Source organism: Mycobacterium sp. ELW1, assembly GCF_008329905.1.
In the GTDB taxonomy this organism is placed as follows: Bacteria; Actinomycetota; Actinomycetes; order Mycobacteriales; family Mycobacteriaceae; genus Mycobacterium.
Map to the genome: position 1 here is coordinate 2,598,429 of NZ_CP032155.1, position 19,250 is coordinate 2,617,678.

General features: G+C 67.0%; 23 protein-coding genes and 1 tRNA gene. 11 read left to right on the top strand and 13 right to left on the bottom strand.

Annotated elements, in window-relative coordinates; translation table 11 throughout:
* Position 1: 1 nt before the first annotated feature.
* From D3H54_RS12080 to D3H54_RS12105, 6 genes are all read right to left on the bottom strand, one after another.
* Positions 2-1,210, bottom strand: a complete 1,209-nt coding sequence (locus D3H54_RS12080; protein ID WP_502707733.1) for a molybdopterin-dependent oxidoreductase — start codon at positions 1,208-1,210, stop codon at positions 2-4.
* A gap of 136 nt (positions 1,211-1,346) precedes the next feature.
* A complete protein-coding gene (locus D3H54_RS12085) occupies positions 1,347-1,691 on the bottom strand; it encodes a hypothetical protein (RefSeq protein ID WP_149379242.1) in 345 nt (114 codons plus the stop codon).
* Between the two features lie 67 nt (positions 1,692-1,758).
* Complete coding sequence (locus D3H54_RS12090) at positions 1,759-1,998, bottom strand: anti-sigma factor family protein (RefSeq protein WP_210419681.1); 240 nt, start codon at positions 1,996-1,998, stop codon at positions 1,759-1,761.
* On the bottom strand, positions 1,995-2,630 hold the full coding sequence (locus tag D3H54_RS12095) for an RNA polymerase sigma factor (protein WP_149379243.1): 636 nt from the start codon (positions 2,628-2,630) through the stop codon (positions 1,995-1,997). Before D3H54_RS12095 ends, D3H54_RS12090 begins: the two co-directional genes overlap by 4 nt.
* A 20-nt stretch (positions 2,631-2,650) precedes the next feature.
* Positions 2,651-3,367, bottom strand: a complete 717-nt coding sequence (locus D3H54_RS12100) for a flavodoxin family protein (protein ID WP_149379244.1) — start codon at positions 3,365-3,367, stop codon at positions 2,651-2,653.
* 56 nt (positions 3,368-3,423) lie between these two features.
* Positions 3,424-4,335 (bottom strand): LysR family transcriptional regulator, encoded by a 912-nt coding sequence (locus tag D3H54_RS12105; RefSeq protein WP_149379245.1) that lies wholly within the window; start codon positions 4,333-4,335, stop codon positions 3,424-3,426.
* A 92-nt stretch (positions 4,336-4,427) separates the two neighbouring features.
* Between D3H54_RS12105 and D3H54_RS12110 the strand changes: the two genes are divergently transcribed.
* Entirely contained in the window at positions 4,428-5,096 is a 669-nt protein-coding gene (locus D3H54_RS12110; protein WP_149379246.1) for an O-methyltransferase, read from the top strand.
* A gap of 5 nt (positions 5,097-5,101) precedes the next feature.
* Here the strand turns inward: D3H54_RS12110 and D3H54_RS12115 are convergent, their stop codons facing one another.
* Entirely contained in the window at positions 5,102-5,920 is an 819-nt protein-coding gene (locus D3H54_RS12115; protein WP_149383490.1) for an alpha/beta hydrolase, read from the bottom strand.
* Between the two features lie 102 nt (positions 5,921-6,022).
* Positions 6,023-7,045 (bottom strand): alpha/beta fold hydrolase, encoded by a 1,023-nt coding sequence (locus D3H54_RS12120; RefSeq protein WP_149379247.1) that lies wholly within the window; start codon positions 7,043-7,045, stop codon positions 6,023-6,025.
* 82 nt (positions 7,046-7,127) lie between these two features.
* Here D3H54_RS12120 and D3H54_RS12125 point away from each other — a divergent pair, with 82 nt between their 5' ends.
* Complete coding sequence (locus D3H54_RS12125; protein ID WP_149383491.1) at positions 7,128-8,045, top strand: LysR family transcriptional regulator; 918 nt, start codon at positions 7,128-7,130, stop codon at positions 8,043-8,045.
* On the opposite strand, the gene D3H54_RS12130 is transcribed toward D3H54_RS12125, so the two are convergent.
* Positions 8,027-8,112: transfer RNA gene (locus D3H54_RS12130), tRNA-Leu, on the bottom strand. The two genes, D3H54_RS12125 and D3H54_RS12130, sit on opposite strands and share 19 nt — an antisense overlap.
* A gap of 55 nt (positions 8,113-8,167) precedes the next feature.
* Positions 8,168-8,857, bottom strand: a complete 690-nt coding sequence (locus D3H54_RS12135) for a sensor domain-containing protein (RefSeq protein WP_149379248.1) — start codon at positions 8,855-8,857, stop codon at positions 8,168-8,170.
* Positions 8,858-8,953: 96 nt separating this feature from the next.
* Here D3H54_RS12135 and D3H54_RS12140 point away from each other — a divergent pair, with 96 nt between their 5' ends.
* Genes D3H54_RS12140 through D3H54_RS12155 form a run of 4 tightly spaced genes read left to right on the top strand, consistent with a single transcriptional unit; the run spans position 8,954 to position 13,385 of the window.
* On the top strand, positions 8,954-10,297 hold the full coding sequence (locus D3H54_RS12140) for a M20/M25/M40 family metallo-hydrolase (RefSeq protein WP_149379249.1): 1,344 nt from the start codon (positions 8,954-8,956) through the stop codon (positions 10,295-10,297).
* A 22-nt stretch (positions 10,298-10,319) separates the two neighbouring features.
* Positions 10,320-10,850, top strand: coding sequence for a YbhB/YbcL family Raf kinase inhibitor-like protein (locus D3H54_RS12145; RefSeq protein ID WP_115320456.1), 531 nt, complete (start codon positions 10,320-10,322; stop codon positions 10,848-10,850).
* Positions 10,810-12,324, top strand: coding sequence for an alpha/beta hydrolase (locus D3H54_RS12150; protein WP_210419682.1), 1,515 nt, complete (start codon positions 10,810-10,812; stop codon positions 12,322-12,324). Before D3H54_RS12145 ends, D3H54_RS12150 begins: the two co-directional genes overlap by 41 nt.
* A complete protein-coding gene (locus tag D3H54_RS12155; RefSeq protein WP_149379250.1) occupies positions 12,318-13,385 on the top strand; it encodes a hypothetical protein in 1,068 nt (355 codons plus the stop codon). The genes D3H54_RS12150 and D3H54_RS12155 overlap by 7 nt, the downstream gene beginning before the upstream one ends.
* Here D3H54_RS12155 and D3H54_RS12160 read toward each other — a convergent pair.
* From D3H54_RS12160 to D3H54_RS12170, 3 genes are read right to left on the bottom strand one after another with little or no spacing between them, the layout of a single operon-like run.
* Positions 13,343-14,437, bottom strand: coding sequence for a quinone-dependent dihydroorotate dehydrogenase (locus tag D3H54_RS12160; protein ID WP_149379251.1), 1,095 nt, complete (start codon positions 14,435-14,437; stop codon positions 13,343-13,345). The two genes, D3H54_RS12155 and D3H54_RS12160, sit on opposite strands and share 43 nt — an antisense overlap.
* The gene (locus tag D3H54_RS12165; protein ID WP_149379252.1) at positions 14,437-14,691 is read right to left on the bottom strand and encodes a DUF5703 family protein; all 255 of its coding nucleotides are present in this window, start codon (positions 14,689-14,691) and stop codon (positions 14,437-14,439) included. Before D3H54_RS12165 ends, D3H54_RS12160 begins: the two co-directional genes overlap by 1 nt.
* The gene (locus D3H54_RS12170) at positions 14,688-15,656 is read right to left on the bottom strand and encodes a YncE family protein (protein WP_286199217.1); all 969 of its coding nucleotides are present in this window, start codon (positions 15,654-15,656) and stop codon (positions 14,688-14,690) included. Before D3H54_RS12170 ends, D3H54_RS12165 begins: the two co-directional genes overlap by 4 nt.
* 204 nt (positions 15,657-15,860) lie before the next feature.
* On the opposite strand from D3H54_RS12170, the gene D3H54_RS12175 reads away from it, so the two are divergent.
* The 5 genes from D3H54_RS12175 to D3H54_RS12195 are packed head-to-tail and all read left to right on the top strand — an operon-like array spanning position 15,861 to position 19,204.
* Positions 15,861-16,172 (top strand): hypothetical protein, encoded by a 312-nt coding sequence (locus tag D3H54_RS12175; RefSeq protein WP_149379254.1) that lies wholly within the window; start codon positions 15,861-15,863, stop codon positions 16,170-16,172.
* Between the two features lie 46 nt (positions 16,173-16,218).
* Positions 16,219-17,052 (top strand): undecaprenyl-diphosphate phosphatase, encoded by an 834-nt coding sequence (locus D3H54_RS12180; RefSeq protein ID WP_149383493.1) that lies wholly within the window; start codon positions 16,219-16,221, stop codon positions 17,050-17,052.
* Entirely contained in the window at positions 17,049-17,741 is a 693-nt protein-coding gene (locus tag D3H54_RS12185) for a histidine phosphatase family protein (RefSeq protein ID WP_149379255.1), read from the top strand. The genes D3H54_RS12180 and D3H54_RS12185 overlap by 4 nt, the downstream gene beginning before the upstream one ends.
* A 54-nt stretch (positions 17,742-17,795) precedes the next feature.
* Positions 17,796-18,380 (top strand): DUF3090 domain-containing protein, encoded by a 585-nt coding sequence (locus tag D3H54_RS12190; RefSeq protein WP_149379256.1) that lies wholly within the window; start codon positions 17,796-17,798, stop codon positions 18,378-18,380.
* On the top strand, positions 18,377-19,204 hold the full coding sequence (locus D3H54_RS12195) for an SCO1664 family protein (protein WP_149379257.1): 828 nt from the start codon (positions 18,377-18,379) through the stop codon (positions 19,202-19,204). Before D3H54_RS12190 ends, D3H54_RS12195 begins: the two co-directional genes overlap by 4 nt.
* Positions 19,205-19,250: the final 46 nt, after the last annotated feature.

A 19,250-nucleotide genomic window follows, 5' to 3' on the forward strand; every position in this document is an offset into this window, starting at 1 on the left:
GTCACCCCGCCCTGAAGTCGATCGATGTGACCCATTTGGTGCTGTGCACACCGGGCAGCGCCGGCACGATGATGCGCGCGGGATACCCGTGATCGGGGGATAGGTCTACGCCATTGACTTTCAGCGCCAACAACGAATCCTGGTGCGACACCTGGTTTCCCTGGAGTGTGGCCTGGTTGAAGCCGTACCGCTCGAGGGAGCGGACGTAGGCCGAGACCGGATTGGGTACGCCCGCCAACACGGCCAGATTGCGCAACGGTACGCCCGTCCAGCGCTGAGTGCTCGACCATCCCTCCACACAGGCGATCGGCAACGTGGCGGTGTGCTGCGTCATCGCCAGCAGCGCCGCGCGATCGACCACCACCGCACGTGTCCCACCCGTCAAGGTCAGCCGCCAGACGTCACCTGTGGCGCGAGGATCGATCAGGGATGCGGCGAATGTCTTGTTCACTTCGAAGTCATTCGGTCCGTCGCCCAGGTCCCGGCCCCGTGGCAGGAGCAGTGCGGCGTACCGGGTGAACCCTCCGATCGTCTGCCCCGCGGTGATCACCGCCATGAACACCGAAGCCGCGCCGACGAGAAGCAGTGCACCACGACGACTCACTGTGGCGGGTGCGGGGTCAACAGCAACCAGTCCATCGGAATCCGTTGGTTCCGGCCGGGTTTCGGCTGTCGAGGTGGCCAGCACCTGACGGAACGGTAGCGAGCGCAGACCGGCCCGCATCTTCGGGATCTTGATGGCGAGGTGGACGAGGAATCCCGCGATGAAGACCCAGGCACCGAAATAGTGCGCGGTGTAGAAGCTGAACCCAAAGATGTAGTCGTACTGGATATTGAGTACGCCGGTCACGATTTCGAAGAGAATGCCGCCGACCAGCATGATGAGCGACAGACGTTCGACCAACTGGGCCAGCGAGCGCGACGGTGGCCACGAGAAGAAGCGCGGGATCACCGACCACAACTTCGCCAAGATGACCGGGATCAGAATGAGGCCCAGTCCCACATGCAAACCCTGGGTGAGCCGATACAACCAGGAGGGGTCGGTCGGCCAGTTGAATGTCGGTAACTTCAGCAACCCGACGTCGAAAGGTATCGCCTGGCCGAACTGGGGGCCGTAGGCGATATAGGACAGCAGGCCGGTGATGATGACAACGGGCAGGGTGATCAGGAGAACCAAGCCCAGTACCGAGGTCAGCCACGGGCCACGCAACGGGCTGCGCCATCGGCGGAGATTAGCAGCGGCCCGGGTGGGGGATGTTTGTCCACGTTGCGCCACAGCGCTTTCGGGAACCCGTAACCGCCTGCCTCGACTGGCGGTTCGTCGCGGTTGTCGACGTCCATGCGGGCTAGTTGTTGCTGTTCGGGCAGGAGAGGTCCACGTAGACGACACCGGAGTTGCCCGGGTCCATGCGCATCATCAGGGAGCCGTCGGTCATCATCATGACCGTCAGACCGTGTACGCCGTTGACCGTGCACCGCGACAGCGCCATGGTCGACGGTCCGTTGAACTGCACGGTGTAACCCTGGTCTTGCAAAGCCTTGACAACATCTGCCGCCGATCCGCTGTTGATCGGGACGGCCATCGCGACGCCGGCGGTACAGAGGCCGACGCCGGCGGCGATGCTGACTGCGGCAGCGGAAAAGGCGATCTTCACGGGGAACTCCTCCGGGTCGTGCGCCGTGGTGGCCAAGGCGCTAGATGGTACGACCTTGAGTCACACGCGAAGACGGATGCGTTACACCGATCTGCGGACGCGTTCAGCGCCAGTCGCGGAAAGCGTTGAGTAGCTTGGCGCGGAAGTCAGGGTCGACGTGTTCATGGCTGATTCGGCCGACCGTCTCGATGGTGACTCGGAATTGCTGCAAGTAGTTCTCACACCCGTCGCAGTCGAGCAGGTGCATGTCGAAGCGTGACCTGGTTGTCGGGTCCAGCGATCCGTCGAGGTACGCGGTGACGAGTTCGACCAACTTGCTGCAGTTCATGCCCTTGGCGTTCATCGCGCCTCCCGCACGTAGTCCTCGAGCGCCTGCCTGATCGCCGCGCGGCCGCGGTGCAGCAGTACCCGCTGGTTCGCGACACTGAGGTCCAGCAGTTCGCACACCTCTCCCGAGTCGAATCCAAGCAGGTCTCGTAAGGTGACGACGATACGTTGCCGTTCGGGGAGCTTGTCCAATTCGCGACGTGCGAGGTCGAGAAATTCCGCTGCCAACACACTGCCTTCGGGAGTGTCGGGAAATGGGACCGGCGTCCGGTCTTCCTTCCAGTGTCCGGGCCACTCCGGGTCCCCTGCGGGACGGAATCTGTTCGGGTCGACGGTCCCTCCCGCCGCGGCCAGCTCGGCGTCGGAATGCCGTTGATCCCGGACGCCGCGGGTCTTGGCGATGTTGATCATCACCGTGAAAAGCCAAGTGCGAAGCGATGATCGGCCTTCAAACTTCTCGATGCCTTTGATCAGCGCGATCCAGGTCTCCTGGACCACTTCTTCGGCCGATTCGTGGGTGCGGACATAACCGCGTGCCACCCGCAGCAAAGCGGGGGTGTAGCGATCGATGAGCCGGGCGAAGGACTGCTCGTCGCCGGCCCGCAGCGCCGCGACCAGTGCTGTCTCGTCGTCTTCCGTCCCGATCATCGAGACGGAATGTTATCCGCTCAGCGGTATTCGGGATTGGCGAAATCAAAGCGGCAGCCCGCGTCCCAGCCCGACCGTACGTTGCCGTAGGCCGGTATGCCGCCGGCGCTGCGCAGCATCTGCGCCAGATGCATCAGATTCCAGGTCATGAAGGTGGTGTTGCGGTTGGTGAAGTCGTTCTCCGGGCCGCCCGAACCCGGATCGAGGTAGGACGGTCCGGGACCTGCTTCACCGATCCATCCCGCGTCGGCCTGCGGCGGGATGGTGTACCCGATGTGCTGCAGGGTGTAGAGCACGTTCTGGGCGCAGTGCTTCACCCCGTCCTCGTTGCCGGTGATCAGGCACCCGCCGACACGGCCGTAGTACAGGTATTGCCCGTCGTCGTTCAGCAGATGCGAACCGCCGTAGAGCCGCTCGTGCACCCGTTTCATCACCGAGCTGTTGTCACCGAGCCAGATCGGCCCGGCGAGCACCAAAATGTCAGCGGCCAGGACCTTTTCGAACAACATCGGCCAGTCGTCGGTGGCCCATCCATGATCGCGCATGTCGGGCCAAACCCCGGTGGCGATGTCGAAGTCGACGGCTCGTACCACGTCGACCGCCACGCCGTGTCGAGTCATGATCGAGGTGCTGATGTCGACCAAACCCTCGGTATTGCTCGGCTCGGGTGAACGCTTCAGCGTGCAGTTGATGAACAACGCGCGAAGGCCGGTGAAGTCGTATTCGGGGTCACCCATCGGGCCCGCTCCTTTCGTCGCTGCTGCCACTGCAGTGCCCCGGGCGATCGAGACCGTTACACGGTTGTCTCGAGCGCCTCCCGGAGGCACTGACGGAGCCAGCGGTGCGCACCGTCGGCGTCGTGGCGTGGATGCCAGGCCATGCTGATCGTCAACGGCGGCAGGTCAAGTGGAATCGAAAAACTGGTGAGATTCAGCGCTTCCATGGCGTAGCGGCCAAGCCCGGCCGGCATCATGGCAACGAGGTCGCTACTGCGGACCAGGAACAGACCACCGGCGGGAGTGGGTGCGCATACGACGACGCGGCGTTGCAGGCCTTGCTCGGCGAGCAGGTCGTCGACCGGTCCGCGGAGTCGTCCCCTGCGGGAGAACACGACATGCTCGGCGTCGGCGAAGCGTTTGGCGGTGACGCGTCGTTTCAGTAGGGGATGTCCCGCACGGACGACGCCGACCATCCGCTCGGTGACCAGGTCCTCAACGCGAATCTCCGGGTCGAGATGACCGGTCTGCCCCACTTCGAGGTCGACGCCGCCGTCACGCAGCGAATGGGTGTCCTCATGGCTCTCGCCGACGAAGCGCAGTGTCACACCGGGTGCTTCGGTGCGCACTCGCGTGAGCAACCGCTCGGCGACAGTGCTGAGCATTCCGATGTCGCCCATCTGCAACGAGAACGTGCGGGAGAGTCGCTGAGGCTCGACGATCTCCGGTGAGGCGAAAAGTGCTCGGGCACGGGCGATCACATCGTGAACCTCGATCTGCATCGCGAGCGCCCGCGGTGTCGGAACCATCTGCCTGCCTGCTCGTACCAGCACCGGGTCGTCCAGCCTGCGCCGCAACCGCCCCAGCGTGCGACTCATGGCGGGGGCCGATGTGTGCAGGCGCTCGGCGGCCAGGCCGACGCTGCGTAACTCGAGAAGTGCGTCGAGGGCCAGCAGCAGATTCATGTCGAGGTCGCTCGTGGATTCCATTTCGGATAATCCTTACCTATCAATCATGCACTGGAGGTAATGCACCCCCAAGGATACGTTGGGGTCATCGATCTGATTGGAAGGAACCCACGATGACCAACTCTCTGACAACTGCCCCGATTTCTGTTGTGCTGCAACGTCTCTTGTCGAGTGAGCAGACGGGCGACGACGCCGCGGTTGCGGCTGTTCTCGACGGCGCGAGCTCACCATGGGATCTCGACGCCGGCCAGCGTGCCGAGATGTTCAAAGACGTCTACATGTCGGTATCCGGCCTCGGCGGCCGGCTGCTTTACCTGCTCGCCAGGGCTACCGGCGCGCGCAATGTGGTCGAGTACGGTACGTCGTTCGGGGTATCGACGATTCACCTCGCGAGTGCGGTCTGCGACAACGGCGGCGGCCGGGTGATCACCACGGAGATGCAGCAGGACAAGGCCGACGCCGCGCTGCGGAACTTCACCGATGCCGGCGTCGCGGACCTGATCGAGCTGCGCCTCGGCGATGCCCGCGAGACACTGGCGGACCTTCCGCACGTACCGGACCTGGTGCTGCTGGACGGCTGGCCCGATATGGCAATCGACGTGTTGCGGGTGCTTGAACCGAACTTGCGCGCCGGCACGCTGATCCTTGTCGACGATGTGACGGCCGACTTCGGCCGCGACGTCCACGGCGCGCTGTTCGACTACCTCGGGGACGAGACGAACGGCTACCTGACGATGACGCTGCCGATCGCCGACGGCATCGCGGTGGCCGTCCGACTGTAGGGCGGCTACTCGACGGCGCGTCGAACGTGCTCCACGATGTGGGCGTAGCTTCGCCGGGTGACGTCGGCCGCGTCGCTCATGATGTTGTAGCCGTGGTCGACGCCGGGCACCTCGTAGTACTCCGCCAAGGCGCCGACGGCGTCGAGCCGGGCGGCGTATCGGCGTGCTTCGTCCCGCAGCCGATCGTGCTCGGCGGTGACGATGAGCGCAGGCGCGATACCGGCCAGCTCGGCGGCGTTCTCCTCCCATGCCGGTGAGGCCAGCCGGTCGCGCCGCTGAGCCGGATCGGGGATGTACGCGGTGTCGAAGACCTCGCCCATCCACGGCTTCATCACCGCGCGTGGGCCGATCGCCGAGGGTTTGTCGCGGGTGGGCGTCACCAGGTCCAACGGGGCGTAATGCAAGACCTGCAAGGCGATATCGGGGCCGCCGTTCTCCAGAGCCAGCCGTGCCACCGCGGCGCTGAGGCTGCCGCCCGCGCTCTGACCGCCGACGCAGAGTCGGGTTCCGTCCCAGTCCCGATCGGGGTCGGCGGCCCAGCACGCGATGTCGTAGATCTGGTGCGGGGCGGCGGGGAAGCGGTGGCCGGGCGCAAGCACGTAGTCGGTGTTGATGACCACCGCGCCGGAGTTGGCAGCCAGATACCGGCACCACGGATCGTCCTGCTCCCGGTGTCCGACCACAAAGCCGCCGCCATGAACGTTGATGTACACCGCCGGCAGCCCGGTGCCGGCGGACGGGTGGTACACGGTGGCCGGCGTTGGTCCATATCTGGTGGGAATCGTGATCTCGGCCGTGCGGCCGGCGATCTCCGGAAACCGCACCGCGGTCTTCGGGGCCGGATTGACCGCCGCGGCGAATACGCGCGCGAGCGTGTCAGCCACGAATGGAAGAGATAGCAGCGACATTCGACGTTGGCCCTCGAGCTAGTGGTTGATCATGCGGTCGACATCGACGACGGCCGCGGCGAACTGTTCCGGCGCCTCCTGAGGGACATTGTGTCCGATCCGATTCAGGACGCGATGCTGGTAGGGGCCGGTGTAGATGGCGCGGTAAGCAGTGCCATCTTTGGCCGCGCCGTCGAAGTCGCTTGCGATGGTGATGGTGGGCACCGGGATGCGCGGCTTGCCGGCAAGTCGTTGTTCGTCTGCGTCGTAACGGGATTCGCCTGCGGCGAGGCTGAGGCGCCAGCGGTAGTTGTGGATCACGATGTCGACATGATCCGGGTTGTCGAATGCCGTGGCCGACAGGTCGTAGGCGGCGTCGTCGAACTGCCACAGCGGTGAGGCGCTGGACCAGATCAGCCGGTTGAACGCCGTGGCGTTGCGCCGGTAGCCGAGTTCGCCACGTGGCGTGGCGAAGTAGTACTGATACCACCAGCCGTGTTCGGCCTCGGGAGGCAGCGGTTCGCGGTTGGCGGCCAGATCGACGACGATGTAGCCGCTGACCGCGACGAGTCCGGCGACCCGCTGCGGCCACAGCGACGCGACGACGTTCGCGGTGCGACCGCCCCAGTCGTAGCCGCCGAGGATCGCAGTGTCGATGTGCAGCGCGTCCATCAGCGCGATCACATCGGCGCCCAGAGCGGCTTGCTGACCGTTGCGAAATGTGTCCGTCGACAAGAATCGGGTCGACCCGAAGCCGCGCAGGTACGGCACGATGACGCGGAAGCCTTGGCCGGCAAGGATCGCCGAGACGTCGGCGTAGCTGTGGATGTCGTAGGGCCACCCATGCAGCAGGATGACCGGTCGCCCGTCGGCAGGCCCTGCCTCGGTGTAGCCGACGTCGAGCAGACCCGCCTTGATCTGCTTGATCGGGCCGAGCTGGTGTTGCGGCGAGCGCGGTGGTGTCGCGTCGGTGCGCGCCGGGGTCGTGCACGCCGAAAGCAGCGCCGCACCCCCGGCGACCGCCGTCAGCCGGCCGAGGCTTCGTCTGCTGATGCTGTCCATATCTGTAGTTCACGCGATCCACGTCATCGCGTCCAACGATTTCTGTCGATGTATGTCATCTATGAAACAGATACTGTGGGGTGTGGAATTACGCCAGATCGAACATTTCGTGTTCGTTGCCGAGGAGATGAGCTTCACCCGGGGTGCGCAACGGGCACACATCGTGCAGTCGGCGTTGTCGTCGTCGATCGCCAGGCTCGAACGTGAGCTCGACGTCCAGCTTTTCGACCGATCGCGCCAGCGAATACGTCTCACCGCCGCCGGTGAACGCTTTCGGTCGCACGCTTACGACGTGCTGAAGGCGAGCCGGCTGGCCGCCGAGTCGGTCGGTGAGTTCACCGGAAAACTCTCGGGCACAGTCGAATTCGGGTCACTGATCTCGTCGGGGCCGGTGGATGTGGCCGCTGCTCTCGGGCGATTTCACCGCGCCCATCCGTTCGTGGGGCTGCGGTTGCGCCTGAGCCAGACCGGGGCGTCGTCGTACCTGTCGGCCCTTCTCGAGGGATCGTTGGATCTGGCCCTGGTGTCGGTTCCCGACCGTCACCCGCCGCAGCTGAACATGCGGTTGCTGCTCGAGGAGCCAATGGTTTTCGTGTGCCGCACCGACCATGAACTGGCCGCACGGTCGCGCCTCGACCTTTCCGATATCGAGGCCGAGGACCTCGTCGGCTTCCCGCCGGGCTTCGGACTGCGCAGGCTGGTGGACGGCGCGCTGCACGCTGCCGGTGTCAGCGCACGGACGCAGTACGAGGTGCCCGCCGGCTTCGCCGCGATCGCCGAGTTGGTGCGCAATGGCCTGGGCACCGCGTTCATGCCTCGGTCGGAGGCTCGTCGGTTTGATCGGCTGGCGTCGATCGAACTGACCGATCCGGTGGTGTGGCAGGTGTACCTGGCCTCTCGGCCTGCGGAGCAGCTGACGGCGGCAGCGAGCGTGCTGGCCGAGACACTTCTCCAGGCTGCCGCCGACCTACGGAAAAAGAGTGTCCGAGGGGGGACTTGAACCCCCACGCCCGTTAATAGGGCACTAGCACCTCAAGCTAGCGCGTCTGCCATTCCGCCACTCGGACTCAGTGAGCAGCTAAGGCTAACGGATCGAGGTCCGCAGCCCAAAACCAGCCTGAGCTAGGCGCTGGGCAGCCGTCCGGCGATCTGGCCGGCGATCGCGCTGGCCGCCGCCGTCGGCCCGTCCAGGCTGCACGCTTCCACGTCGACCGCGACATTGCTGTGCACCGTCAAAGCCCGCTGGCAGGCCCACCGCTGCGGGCTCTGCTGTACCCGCGACACCGCGAGCACGTCGCGGTCGGTGCTGGTCTGTCCCACCGACCACACCTGCGGGGGTCCGATCGGCTGGGCGTAGTTCAGCTCCCGGTTGGAGCACTGCGCCCAGCCCCGCTGTGACGCGGCGAAGAAGTCCGACGCCGCCTGCGCGCTGGGGAACAACACCACCGCCTGGACGGCGTAGTGCTCCCACGCCGGCGCTGTCGGTGCCTCGCGCAGCACCTGACCGTGTACGGCGGTCGACCCGCTGCTCGCGTAGACGCCCTGCTGTGCGGCGCCGGCGATGGCCAGGCAGTTCACGTCGGCGAAGTGGGCGCTGTCGTTCCAGGCTTTGGTCACGTCGGTGGTGACGACGACGTCGTCGCTGGCCAGTGCCGCGCCGACATCGGGCGCCGACAGCAGGAGCGCAGGCAGGGCGTCCGGGCTGGTCAGCGGCGCACGTTCGGCCGACTGTGCGCTGCCCGCGGTGACGGCCGAGCAGCCACTGACCGACAGGCACAGCAGCGCCGCGATCGCGGGCAGGCGGGGAGTCATCCGCTAAATCAAACCCTAAATCGGCGTGTTGCGCGAGTGGTTCTTGGGAAACATGTGGTAGAGGCCGACCTCCGCACCGTCGGGTGCCCGGCGCCAGTGGTAGGAAAGGGGACTGTGACACAAGCCGTCGACGAGGTCGTTGATCTCGTCAGTTCCCTGATCCGGTTCGATACCTCCAACACCGGCGATTTGGCGACCACCAAGGGTGAGGCGGAGTGTGCCCTCTGGGTCGCCGAGCAACTCAGCGCCGTCGGCTACGCCACCGAGTACATCGAATCCGGAGCCCCGGGACGCGGCAACGTGTTCGCGCGCCTGCCCGGCGCCGACCGTAGCCGCGGCGCACTACTGATCCACGGCCACCTCGACGTGGTGCCCGCCGAGCCCGCGGACTGGAGCGTGCATCCCTTCTCCGGCGCCGTCGCCGACGGCTACGTGTGGGGCCGCGGCGCGGTCGACATGAAGGACATGTGCGGCATGATGATCGCGGTCGCCAGGCACTTCAAACGTGCCGGCATCGTGCCGCCCCGCGATCTGGTGTTCGCGTTCGTCGCCGACGAGGAGCACGGCGGCACCTATGGCGCGCAGTGGTTGGTGGACAACCGGCCCGACCTGTTCGAGGGCATCACCGAGGCGATCGGTGAGGTGGGCGGTTTCTCGCTGACTGTGCCGCACAAGGACGGCGGGGAACGCCGGCTCTACCTCATCGAAACCGCTGAGAAGGGTCTGTCCTGGATGCGGCTGACCGCCCGCGGTCGCGCCGGCCACGGCTCGATGGTGCACGACGACAACGCCGTCACCGCGGTCGCCGAGGCTGTCGCCCGTCTGGGGCGACACCAATTCCCGCTGGTGCTCACCGATTCCGTGCAGCAATTCCTCACCGCGGTCGCCGAGGAGACCGGCTACAGCTTCGATCTGGACTCGCCCGATCTGGATGGCACGATCGCCAAGCTCGGCGGCATCTCGCGCATCGTCGGCGCGACCCTGCGTGACACCGCCAATCCCACGATGCTCAAGGCCGGGTACAAGGCCAACGTCATCCCGCAGACGGCCGAGGCGGTCATCGACTGCCGGGTGCTGCCGGGTCGCAAGGAGGCCTTCGAGCGGGAGATCGACGAGCTGATCGGTCCCGACGTCACCCGCGAGTGGGAGCGGGACCTGCCGCCGTACGAGACGACGTTCGACGGCGACCTGGTCGACGCGATGAACGACGCGCTGCTGGCCGTCGACCCGGAGGCCCGCACCGTTCCCTACATGCTCTCCGGCGGAACGGACGCGAAAGCCTTTGCCAGACTGGGTATTCGGTGCTTCGGTTTCATTCCGCTGCGGCTGCCGCCCGAGCTGGACTTCGCGGCGCTGTTCCACGGCGTCGACGAGCGGGTACCCGTGGACGCGCTGCACTTCGGCACCCAGGTGCTCGAACACTTCTTGAAGAACTGCTGACAACCGAAAGGAAGCCCGTCACATGGCATTTCCCTACAACCCCTACGAATTCCTGCCCGAGCTGCCCAGTTTCACCCTCACCAGCACCGACTTCGCCGACGGTGAGCCGTGGAAGAACGCTCAGGTCAGCGGCATCATGGGCGCCGGCGGTGAGGACGTCTCGCCGCAGCTGAGCTGGTCGGGATTCCCGGAGGAGACGCGCAGCTTCGCCGTCACCGTCTACGACCCGGACGCTCCGACCGCCTCCGGCTTCTGGCACTGGGCGGTGGCCAACCTCCCGGCGACCGTCACCGACCTGCCGTCCGGTGTCGGTGATGGTTCGGTGCTGCCCGGTGACGCCCTGACACTGGTCAACGACGCCGGCATCCGCCGCTTCCTCGGCGCCGCCCCGCCGCAGGGGCACGGTTACCACCGCTACTACGTGGCCGTGCACGCGGTGAAGGTGGAGAAGCTCGAGCTCACAGAGGACGCCAGCCCGGCCTACCTCGGGTTCAACCTGTTCATGAATTCCATTGCGCGCGCGGTCATTCACGGCACGTACGAGCAAAAGTAAGCTCCGCGCGGCGCTGGCGGTCGTCGCGTTGGTAGCCGGCTGCAGCACGGCGGTCGAGGGCACGCCCCAGGCGACGACGCCGGCACTGGGTCCACCGGTGCCGGTGGCGTGGTCGCCATGCCGCACGGCAGGCGCCGAGTGCGGCGAGGTCGAGGTGCCCGTCGACTACGCACAAGCCGGCGGCGACATCGCCCACCTGGCGCTCGTCCGGTTCCCGGCGACCGGCCAGAAGATCGGTTCGCTGGTCGTCAACCCCGGCGGTCCCGGCGGATCGGGTGTCGAGGCGGCGGTCAAGCTGGTGAATTCGCTACCGCCGCAGGTGCGGGAGCACTTCGACTTCGTCGGATTCGACCCTCGCGGGGTCGGTTCTTCGACTCCGGCGCTGCGGTGTAACTCCGATGCGGACAACGATGCGGCTCGGACCGACCCGCAGGTGGACTACAGCCCGCCGGGCGTTGCCCACATCGAGGACACCCGCAAACAGTTCGTCCAGCGCTGTGTGGACAAGATGGGCACCGAATTCCTGGCCAATGTCGGTACCGTCAACGTCGCCCGAGACCTCGATCGCATCCGGGTGGCGCTGGGCGACCAGAAGCTGACCTACCTCGGTTATTCGTACGGCACCGAGATCGGCGCGACCTATGCCGAGGCCTACCCCGACAAAGTGCGCGCGATGATCCTCGACGGTGCGGTGGACCCCGACGCCGATCCGATCCGGTCCAGCGTCGATCAGGCCGCGGCCTTCCAAAAGGCATTCAACGATTTCGTCGCGGATTGCGTCAGCGACGGCGGCTGCCCGCTCGGCGCCGACCCCGCCAAAGCCGTCGACGTCTACCACGATCTGGTGGACCCGCTGGTCGCCGCACCGGCGCAGACCGATGATCCGAGGGGACTGGGGTACAGCGACGCGCTGACCGGAACGATCATGGCGCTGTACTCACCGAAGATGTGGACGACTCTGAGCCGGGGTCTGGCTGAGCTGGCTCAGGGGCGTGGCGACATCCTTCTCACCCTCGCCGACGCATACCTGGGCCGTGACAGCCAAGGCCACTACACGAATACCAATGACGTTCAGAATGCGGTCGATTGCGTCGACATGCCGCCCAACGCCGACCGGGCCACAGCCGTCGACAAGGATCGGCAGCTGCGGCAGGTGGCACCGTTCGGCACCTACGGGCAGTTCACCGGCAACGCGCCGCTGGATGTCTGTGCGTTCTGGCCGGTGCCGCCGTCCAGCGGGCCGCATACGGTGTCCGCGCCGGGCCTTCCGCCGGTGTTGGTGGTCTCCACCACCCGCGATCCGGCAACGCCCTATCAAGCCGGCGTCGAACTCGCCAGGCAGCTCGGGGGAGTGATGCTGACGTTCGACGGCACGCAACACACCGCGGTGTTTCGTGGTCAACCCTGTGTCGATGCCTATGCTGCGGCGTATCTGATCGACCTCACACTTCCGCCAAAGGATGCTCGATGCTGACAGAGGGCAAGAGATTCCTCGCCACGGTGGCCGCTGCCGCGGTCGTGGCCGGATGTGCTTCCGGCACAACCACTACGCCGTCGCCCAGTGGCCAAGCAGTCGCCTCGGCCGCCGCGACGTACGACGCTTACCGTAAGAGCTACACCGTGCCGTGGGTCGGGTCGCCGGACTTCGCGAACCTCACCCGCACGCTGCGGGTCGAAGCCTCGGTCAACGGTGGCCCGGTGTCGCCGTTCACGGTGGACACCGGGTCGGTGGGCGTGGTGGTGCCGGCCTCGGAGGTGCCGAACATTCCTGCCGACTCGCCGCCCGGCAGCCTCACCTACAGCTCGAGTGGGTTGGAGCTGACCGGGGTGTGGGTGACGGCGTCGGTGTCGTTCCCGCAGGCCGTCGACGCCACCGGTGCCAGCGCGGTGGCGCAGGCAGGTGTGCCGGTGCTGGCGGTGACGAGCTCGAAATGCCTTGGCGATGGCGTGAATTCGGGCCGGTGCACGGGGGCGATTCCACACATGCTCGGCGTCGGTTTCGGCCGCGGAACCACGGCCCGTGCCGCGCCCACCCACAACCCGTTCCTGAACCTCACCGCCATGACGGCGGGGACGATGCGGCGCGGGTACCTCATCGGCCGGGCCGGCCTGTCGCTCGGCCTGACGGCGGCCAATGTCACCGGAGCGTGGACCATGCAGCAGCTGGCCAGTGCCGGCACCCCGGCCGAGGGCACCCACAATGACTGGCTGACCCCGACGGGTGGCTTCCAATCCGGCTCAGGCCCACTGCATTCCGGCAAGGTGCTGGTCGACACCGGCCTGCTGGACATGATCGTGGAGGCCGACGGTCTGCCGTCGAGTGGGACGGTGCCGGCCGGCACCGCGATGTCGATCGCCGTGGGCGATCTGTCCTACCGCTTCGCGGTCGGCGACGGCGGACCGCAGACGCCGACCGTCGTGCACCACGCGCCCGCCCGGAACGGCACGTTCGTCAACACCGGCCTGCGGGCACTGGGCCATTACGACCTGCTCTACGACGCGGACGGCGGATTCTTGGGGTTGCGCCCGGAGTGAGCCGACCCGACGGCCTGCGCCAGCGATGAGAAGCCGCCGGCGTGCAGTCGGGCGGCGATGCCGTCGTGAATCTCCTTGGCCCACAGGCCACCGCCGTAGATGAATCCGGTGTAGCCCTGCAGCAGGGACGCGCCGGACGTGATGCGTTCCCACGCGTCGTCGGCGGTTTCGATGCCGCCCACACTGATCAGCACCAGGTCGGTGCCGACCCGGCTGTACAACCGCCGCAGGATCTCCAGGGACCGGCGCGCCACCGGCGGTCCGGAAATGCCGCCCGGCCCCAGCTCGCCGACACCGGGGGTGCGCAGGCCGGCTCGCGAGATCGTGGTGTTGGTGGCGACGATCCCGGCCAGTCCCAGTTCGACGGCCAGGTCGGCGACGGCGTCGACGTCCTCGTCGGACAGGTCCGGGGCGATCTTGACCAGGACGGGCGTCGAGGTCTCGGCCAGCACGGCCGACAGGATCGGCCGCAGCGATTCGACGGCCTGCAGATCACGCAGACCGGGCGTGTTGGGGGAGCTGACGTTGACCACCAGGTAGTCGGCCAGTGGGCCGAGTAGCCGTGCGCTGGCGCGGTAATCGTCGGCGGCCAGCCGCGGCGGGGTGACCTTCGACTTGCCGATGTTGACCCCGATCGGCGAGTCGGGCCGGTAGCGGGCCAGCTGCAGCGCCAGCTGTCCGGCGCCGTGGTTGTTGAAGCCCATCCGGTTGAGCAAGGCCCGGTCCTCGGGGAGGCGGAACAGCCGCGGCAGCGGATTGCCCGGCTGCGGCTGCGCCGTCACCGTGCCGACCTCGGCGTAGCCGAATCCCAATGCGTCCCAGGTCTTCAGGCCGAGACCGTCTTTGTCGAACCCGGCGGCCAAGCCCATCGGGCCGGGGAACCGCACCCCGAAGACGGTGCTTGCCAGCACGGGATCGCGGGGGGCGAGCCGGCGGCGCAATGGTCCGCGGGTGGCGTTGGTGGCCGTCGCGGCGCGCAGCGAGCCGAACACGAACGTGTGGATGCGTTCGGCCGGCACCAGGAAAAATGCCCGCCGCAGCGCGTCGTACATCACAGCTCGGATTGATCGGTGGTGTCGCCGTTGATTCGAGACTTCTTGCGTCGCAAGAGGACTCGACGGCTGCCGTCGGTGTAGAGGCGCACCCGGGTCAACTCCCAGCCCCGGTACTCGGCTTCGATGGACAGTCGGGTCGACGCGCTGATGCGGGTGACATCAGGTGGCAACCGTAGCGGGATCCACTCGTAGTCATCGGAGAGTTCGACTTCCCAACTCGCCGGCATCCGGCCGCGGTACGCCGCGCTCACCGGGCGCCCGCCGCATTGCGGATCACCTGCACACCCGCGCCGGCGGCCGACACCACATAGAGGGTGTCGGATGTGTCGTCGAAAGCCAGCGAGTTCGGTTGCTGCACGGTCGGGTAACGCACCTTCTCCACAGGAATACCAGTCGTCAAATCGTAACCAACAACGGTGTTCGATGCGGTTTGCGAAACCCAGGCCAGATTCCGTGATCCGGCCAGCCCGTACGGGGCGTCCGGAACCGGGTAGGCCTGCCGCTCGATCAGCGGATCGACACCGAACACCAGCAGCTGGCCGCCGCGGGTGTCGGCCACCAGGACTCGGCCCAGCGGGTCGGCCACCATCGTGGTGGCGCCCAGACCGGCGCGCAACGCCTGTTGGGTGCGGCCGTCGGTGTTCAGTGATGTCACCGAGGTCTGACCGCGGTCGAGGACCACGGCATTGTTGCCCTCGGCGACCACCGCGTCGACCCGGGCGAAGATCTTCACCTTCTCGGCGACCGCGGTGTCCGAGCCGAGGGTGTAGGCGGTGCCGTCGGCGCTGCCGAGCACCAGCCGGCCGTCGGCGCGGCGGGCGATCGCGGTGAAGTCGGTGTCGGTCTCGTCGTTGATGGACATCGGGCTGGCCGTGCCGGCGGCCAGATCGACGGTGACGTAGCCACCCTTGGTGGACAGGAAAACCGAGCCCTGTCCGTCGCCGGTGATCGCGGTGGCCGGACCGGGCAGGGTGAGCTCGCGAGGGACGCCGCTGGAGCTGAACAAGGTCAGCGTCGCGGCGGCCTGAGGGTCGGCACCGGGAGTCAAAACCACCAGCGATCCGGTGCGTTCGTCGAAGACCGCGGCGTCGGGATTTCCGCTGAGCGGGAGGATCTCACCCGCGGGGCGGGTGGCCGGGGGCGGCGACACCGCCGGCGCGGCCGGCTCGATCGTCGGGGGCGCCGGGGCCAGCGGATTGGTCGAACACCCGGCCATGACAGTGGCGCACGCCACTAAGATGGCGATTGACCTGCGCAAACCGGCGCGGTTTACGTTTTTTGCCAACGGGTAGCCCCCGGTTGTGTTCAAGATCGAGCGAGCGAGTCGCCCCCTGTCGATCAGGAAGTCTAGGCGGGCAGTAGGAAGACAAATTGACATGATTGTCTTCTCATGTCCCGTAACTCGCGTTATGGTGACCTCATGACGCTGGCCGTGACTCGGGAGTCCGATGGGCGAGAGTTCGCTATCGAGGACATTTCCACTGGTGTGTTCGCCAGCGGTTTTGGTCAGCTCGGGGACGGACGCAGCTTCTCTTTCCGGGTTCATCGCGGGCAGCTCCTCGTGGAGGTCTATCACCCGCGGTTGGCCGGTCCGGTGCCGCTCGAGGAGGACGTGGTCGCCACCGCGGCGCGCAGCCTCACCGATTTCGATGTCGACGACGAGCGCAGCCTGACCGCCGCCGTGCGGGACGCGGTCGCGCACGCTGCGCCGGTAGCCCGCCCTTCACGCTGAATCACCAGCTCTATCCAGTACGGTCGGCGACGTGAGTGTCGCGTCGATGTCGTGGTTGCAGGTCGTGGTCCTGTCGATCGTCCAGGGGCTGACCGAGTTCTTACCGATCTCGTCGTCGAGTCATCTCGCCATCGTGTCGCGCGTCTTCTTCTCCGCGGACGCCGGCGCATCGTTCACCGCGGTATCCCAGTTGGGCACCGAAGCCGCGGTGGTCATCTACTTCGCCCGCGACATCTGGCGGATTCTCAAGGCCTGGTTCAACGGGCTCTTCGTCAAGGCGCACCGGGACAACATCGATTACCGGATGGGCTGGTACGTCATCATCGGCACGGTGCCGATCGTGGTGATCGGCCTGGCGTTCAAGGAAGCTATCCGCGGTGAGGTTCGCAATCTCTGGGTGATCGCCACCGCGATGCTGGTGTTCTCGGCCGTGATCGCCGCCGCCGAGTACTTCGGGAAGCAGACCCGCCACGTCGAGCAACTGACGTGGAAAGACGGCCTGCTCGTCGGCCTGGCGCAGTGCCTGGCCCTGGTGCCGGGGGTGTCCCGGTCGGGTTCGACGATCAGTGCCGGCCTGTTCCTCGGCCTTGATCGTCCGCTCGCGGCGAGATTCGGCTTCCTGCTTGGCATTCCGGCCGTGCTGGCGTCCGGCCTGTTCTCGCTTCCCGACGCGTTCCATCCGGTGACCGAAGGCATGAGTGCCTCCGGCCCGCAATTGCTGGTGTCGGTGGTCATCACCTTCGTCGTCGGCTACGCGGCGATCGCCTGGCTGCTGCGCTTCGTCGCCAACCACGCGATGTACTGGTTCGTGGGCTACCGGGTGGTGCTCGCCCTCGTGGTGATGGCGCTGCTGGCCTCAGGCGTGGTGGCGGCCAGTTGACCGTCATCCTGTTGCGCCACGGCCGCTCGACGTCCAACACCGCGCACACACTGGCCGGCCGGACCGAGGGCGTCGAACTCGACGACAAAGGGCAGGGCCAGGCCAGCGCCCTCGTCGACCGGGTCAAGGGCCTGCCGATCAAGGCGCTCGTCCGGTCACCGCTGCTGCGCTGCCGCCTCACTCTGGAGCCGCTGGCCGCCGAACTGGACCTCGAGCCGGTCGTCGACGAGCGCCTCGCCGAGGTGGACTACGGACAGTGGACCGGCCGGGCGCTGAAGGATCTGGTGAAGGAGCCGCTGTGGGCGGTGGTTCAGCAGCAGCCGAGCGCGGCCGTCTTTCCCGACGGCGAGGGCCTGGCGCAGGTTCAGGCCCGCGCGGTGGCCGCGGTACGCGAGCACGACCGCCGACTCGCCGACGAGCACGGTCACGACGTGCTGTGGATCGCCTGTACGCACGGCGATGTGATCAAGGCTGTCGTCGCGGACGCCCTCGGCGCCCACCTGGACAGCTTCCAGCGGATCACCGCCGACCCGGCGTCGATGAGTGTGATCCGCTACACGCCGTTCCGCCCATTTGTCGTGCACGTCAACCACACCGGCGCCGAACTCGCGTCGGCGCTCAGCGCGCCGCCGCCGGCCGAGGGCGACAAGGACGCCGGGGACGCCGTCGTCGGTGGGACCACCGACTGAACCGGCTGCCGCCGATTACGGCTGGCTGCGTCCAGCCGGTATTTTGGACATAACATGGCCCGCGCAATTCACGTCTTCCGCACACCCGACCGTTTCGTCGCCGGGACCGTTGGGCAGCCCGGAAACCGCACCTTCTATCTCCAGGCCGTTCACGACACCCGGGTCATCTCCGTCATCCTGGAGAAACAACAGGTCGCGGTGTTGGCCGAGCGCATCAGCGCGCTGCTGGTCGAGATCAACCGCCGGTTCGGCACCCCGCTGCCGCCGGAGAAGGACGTCGACGATCTCAGCCCCCTGGTCACGCCGGTGGACGCGGAGTTCCGGGTCGGCACGATGGGCCTCGGGTGGGATTCCGAGGCGCAGACCGTCGTCGTCGAACTGCTGGCGGTCAGCGACGTCGAATTCGACGCGTCGGTGGTGCTCGACGACGCGGAGGAGGGGCCCGACGCGGTGCGGGTTTTCCTCACGCCCGAGTCGGCCCGCCAATTCGCCTCCCGCTCGACGCGGGTCATCTCGGCAGGACGTCCGCCGTGTCCGCTGTGCGACGAGCCGCTGGACCCGGAAGGCCACATCTGTGTGCGCACCAACGGATATCGGCGTGGCGCGTTCGGCGAGACCGACGACGATCTCGACTCGTGACAGCCGCCGACGAGGCCTCGGCCCGCGACGCGCTGCGCTGCGGTGAGCTGACCATCCTCGGGCGGATCCGTTCGGCGAGTAACGCCACCTTCCTGTGTGAGGCGACCGGCCCCGCGGGGCCTGACCATGCGGTGCACTGCGTCTACAAGCCGGTCGCCGGTGAGCAGCCGCTGTGGGATTTCCCGGACGGCACCCTGGCAGGCCGGGAAGTGGGCTCGTATCTCGTCTCGGCCGCACTCGGCTGGAACATCGTGCCGTTCACCATCATTCGGGACGGCCCGGCCGGCCCGGGGATGGTGCAGCTATGGGTCGATCAACCCGGCGACAGCGACGACACCGAATCCGACGGACCCGACCTGGTCGACATCTGCCCGCCGGGATCCATTCCGCCGGGCTATCTTTCGGTGCTGCGCGCGTACGACTACGCCGGCAACGACGTCACGCTGGTGCACGCCGACGATGCGCGGCTGCGGCGGATGGCGGTGTTCGACGTCATCGTCAACAACGCCGACCGCAAGGGTGGCCACATTCTGGCCGGCATCGACGGCCGGGTGTACGGCGTCGACCACGGGGTGTCGCTACATGTCCAGGACAAGCTACGCACCGTGCTCTGGGGCTGGGCCGGAAAGCCGATCGACGACGAGGCGCTGGCGGCGATCGCCGACCTCGGCGAGCAGCTGGCCGGCCCGCTCGCCGACGAGCTGCGCGAACACATCACCCCGGCGGAGGTCGCGGCACTGCGGAGGCGGGTCCGCACGCTGGTCGCCGAGCCCGTCATGCCCGCACCCGATCGGCACCGGCCGATTCCCTGGCCGGCTTTCTGAAGCGCTGGTCCCGCGGGGCGACCGACGGGACTGATCATGATTCGGC

Excerpts from the sequence above, each read along its gene's own strand:
- D3H54_RS12090 (WP_210419681.1), bottom strand. The coding sequence starts at position 1,998 with ATGAACGCCAAGGGCATGAACTGCAGCAAGTTGGTCGAACTCGTCACC.
- D3H54_RS12095 (WP_149379243.1), bottom strand. The coding sequence starts at position 2,630 with ATGATCGGGACGGAAGACGACGAGACAGCACTGGTCGCGGCGCTGCGG.
- D3H54_RS12100 (WP_149379244.1), bottom strand. The coding sequence starts at position 3,367 with ATGGGTGACCCCGAATACGACTTCACCGGCCTTCGCGCGTTGTTCATC.
- D3H54_RS12105 (WP_149379245.1), bottom strand. The coding sequence starts at position 4,335 with ATGGAATCCACGAGCGACCTCGACATGAATCTGCTGCTGGCCCTCGAC.
- D3H54_RS12110 (WP_149379246.1), top strand. The coding sequence starts at position 4,428 with ATGACCAACTCTCTGACAACTGCCCCGATTTCTGTTGTGCTGCAACGT.
- D3H54_RS12120 (WP_149379247.1), bottom strand. The coding sequence starts at position 7,045 with ATGGACAGCATCAGCAGACGAAGCCTCGGCCGGCTGACGGCGGTCGCC.
- D3H54_RS12135 (WP_149379248.1), bottom strand. The coding sequence starts at position 8,857 with ATGACTCCCCGCCTGCCCGCGATCGCGGCGCTGCTGTGCCTGTCGGTC.
- D3H54_RS12145 (WP_115320456.1), top strand. The coding sequence starts at position 10,320 with ATGGCATTTCCCTACAACCCCTACGAATTCCTGCCCGAGCTGCCCAGT.
- D3H54_RS12155 (WP_149379250.1), top strand. The coding sequence starts at position 12,318 with ATGCTGACAGAGGGCAAGAGATTCCTCGCCACGGTGGCCGCTGCCGCG.
- D3H54_RS12160 (WP_149379251.1), bottom strand. The coding sequence starts at position 14,437 with ATGTACGACGCGCTGCGGCGGGCATTTTTCCTGGTGCCGGCCGAACGC.
- D3H54_RS12170 (WP_286199217.1), bottom strand. The coding sequence starts at position 15,656 with ATGGCCGGGTGTTCGACCAATCCGCTGGCCCCGGCGCCCCCGACGATC.
- D3H54_RS12175 (WP_149379254.1), top strand. The coding sequence starts at position 15,861 with ATGACGCTGGCCGTGACTCGGGAGTCCGATGGGCGAGAGTTCGCTATC.
- D3H54_RS12180 (WP_149383493.1), top strand. The coding sequence starts at position 16,219 with ATGTCGTGGTTGCAGGTCGTGGTCCTGTCGATCGTCCAGGGGCTGACC.
- D3H54_RS12190 (WP_149379256.1), top strand. The coding sequence starts at position 17,796 with ATGGCCCGCGCAATTCACGTCTTCCGCACACCCGACCGTTTCGTCGCC.